We start from the raw sequence: 1,948 nt of genomic DNA, 5'->3' as shown, positions 1-1,948 counted from the left end.
CGCCGACGCCAAGTCGCGGGCCGACCGCATGGTCGCCGAGGCCACGGCGCACGCCGACGGACTGGTGGGCGACGCCCGCGCGGAGTCCGCCGAACTGCTCGACCGGTCCCGCCGCGAAGCCGAATCGACCACCTCCCGTGCCCGAGCCGAGTCCGACCGGCTGGTGGAACAGGCCAACGTCATCTACGACCGCACCATCACCGAGGCCCGCCAGGAGCAGCAGCGGATGCTGTCGGAGTCCGAGGTCGTCCGGATCGCCGACGAGGAGGCCAGCCGGATCCGGGACGCCGCGCACGCGGAGAGCGATCGTCGGCGCGAGGAATGCGACGCCTACATCGACGACAAGATGGCGCGGTTCGAGGAGTTCCTCGGCTCGACCCTCCGCACCGTGTCCCGCGGGCGCGAGGAACTCCACGGGGTCGCCCCGATCGGCCGGCGTGAGGCCCACGGCCGGCGCGGGGCGCGCGAGGGCGATCACTACGGCGACGGGTACGGGGACTACTGACCGACGACGGGTAGTCTGCTGGGCGTGTCCACCACCTCCCGCCCCCGACATCAAGGCCGCCCGGCCGCCGATTCCCTCGTCCTCGACACCCGCAGCATCACCCGGTCGCCGGGTGCGATGACGCAGGTCCGGCGCGCCGCGGTCCTGCCGTCGTCGATCGGGGTCGAGTTGATCCGCATCCCCGAGGGTGACGAGGTCGACCTGGACCTGGACCTGACTTTCGTCGAGGAAGGAGTCCTGGTGACCGGCTCCGTCGCCGGACGCGCCTCGGTGGAGTGCGCACGGTGTCTCGGCGAGTTCACCACCGAGGTCTCCGTGGATCTCACGGAGATGTACGCCGCCGAGGGCACGGCCGCCGCCGACGGGGTGGAGCAGGACGAGGTGCGTCTGCTCGACGGCGATCTGCTGGACCTGGAACCGGCTCTGGTCGACGCATTCGGCCTGGAGTTCCCGATGTCGCCCACGTGCACGGATTACGGCCACAGTGTCTGCGTCAACCCCGACACCCCCGCGCCGGACGGTGTCTCCGGCGACACCGAGGGACGCATCGATCCGCGATGGGCCGGACTGGCCGAGAAGTTCGCGGACCCCGGGACCGACGAGGGGGCCGGGTGACGGACCCCGCCCCCGAGCTCGATGCGGTCCTGGGGGTGCGGCTCCCCGCGGACCTGGCCGCACAGGCTCTGACCCACAGGTCGTACGCCTACGAGCACGGCGGGCTACCCCATAACGAGCGGCTCGAGTTCCTCGGAGACGCCGTTCTGGAACTCATCGTGACCGAGCATCTCTACGCCGCCTACCCGGACCGCCCGGAGGGTGACCTCGCGAAGATCCGGGCCAGTCTGGTCAACACCTACGTTCTGGCCGACATCGCCCGCGAGCTGGGCCCGACGGGGTTGGGAGCGCTACTACGGCTCGGCAGGGGGGAGGAGTTGACCGGCGGACGGGACAAGCACTCGATCCTGGCAGACACCCTGGAGGCCGTCTTCGGCGCCGTGTACCTGACCCACGGTCTGGACGTGGCGAGGGGGATCGTCGAGGGGATCATCGGTGAGCGGCTCCGCGTGGTCCCCACCCTGGGAGCGGCGCTCGACTGGAAGACCAGTCTTCAGGAGAAGTGCTCGGCGCTCGGCCGACCCAAGGCACGGTACGAGATCACCTCCACCGGACCGGACCACGACAAGACCTTCACCGCGGTGGCCCTGGTCGGCGACGACCCGCTGGGTCAGGGCGTCGGCCGGACCAAGAAGGAAGCCGAGCAGAAGGCCGCCGAGCAGGCCTGGGCGGCCCTGGACCGGGCCACGGGCTGACATGCCGGAGCTCCCCGAGGTCGAGGTGGTGCGTCGCGGCCTCGAGACCCACGTGGTGGGCCGTCGGATCCTCGACGTCGACGTGACCGGGGTCCGCACGGCCCGCCGGCAGCCCGGCGGCCCGGCGGAGATC

3 protein-coding genes and 1 pseudogene are annotated in these 1,948 nt (G+C 71.4%); all 4 read left to right on the top strand.

From position 1 onward, the window contains the following. Window positions 1-505 (top strand): annotated as a pseudogene (locus tag G6019_RS13515) (DivIVA domain-containing protein); the annotation flags it as partial. Window positions 506-529: 24 nt separating this feature from the next. Continuing rightward, window positions 530-1,120: a YceD family protein gene (locus G6019_RS13510; protein WP_107756659.1), complete on the top strand. Its 591-nt coding sequence runs from the start codon at window positions 530-532 to the stop codon at window positions 1,118-1,120. After that, window positions 1,117-1,815: a ribonuclease III gene (rnc, locus tag G6019_RS13505; protein WP_182613338.1), complete on the top strand. Its 699-nt coding sequence runs from the start codon at window positions 1,117-1,119 to the stop codon at window positions 1,813-1,815. The genes G6019_RS13510 and rnc overlap by 4 nt, the downstream gene beginning before the upstream one ends. Window position 1,816: 1 nt before the next feature. Then, the coding region (locus G6019_RS13500; RefSeq protein ID WP_304506207.1) for a DNA-formamidopyrimidine glycosylase family protein at window positions 1,817-1,948 on the top strand (132 nt) is incomplete at its 3' end.

The organism is Dietzia sp. DQ12-76 (genome assembly GCF_014145045.1).
In the GTDB taxonomy this organism is placed as follows: Bacteria; Actinomycetota; Actinomycetes; order Mycobacteriales; family Mycobacteriaceae; genus Dietzia.
Note: the sequence above shows the minus strand (reverse complement) of the source record. Positions and strands in the feature narration are given on the sequence as shown.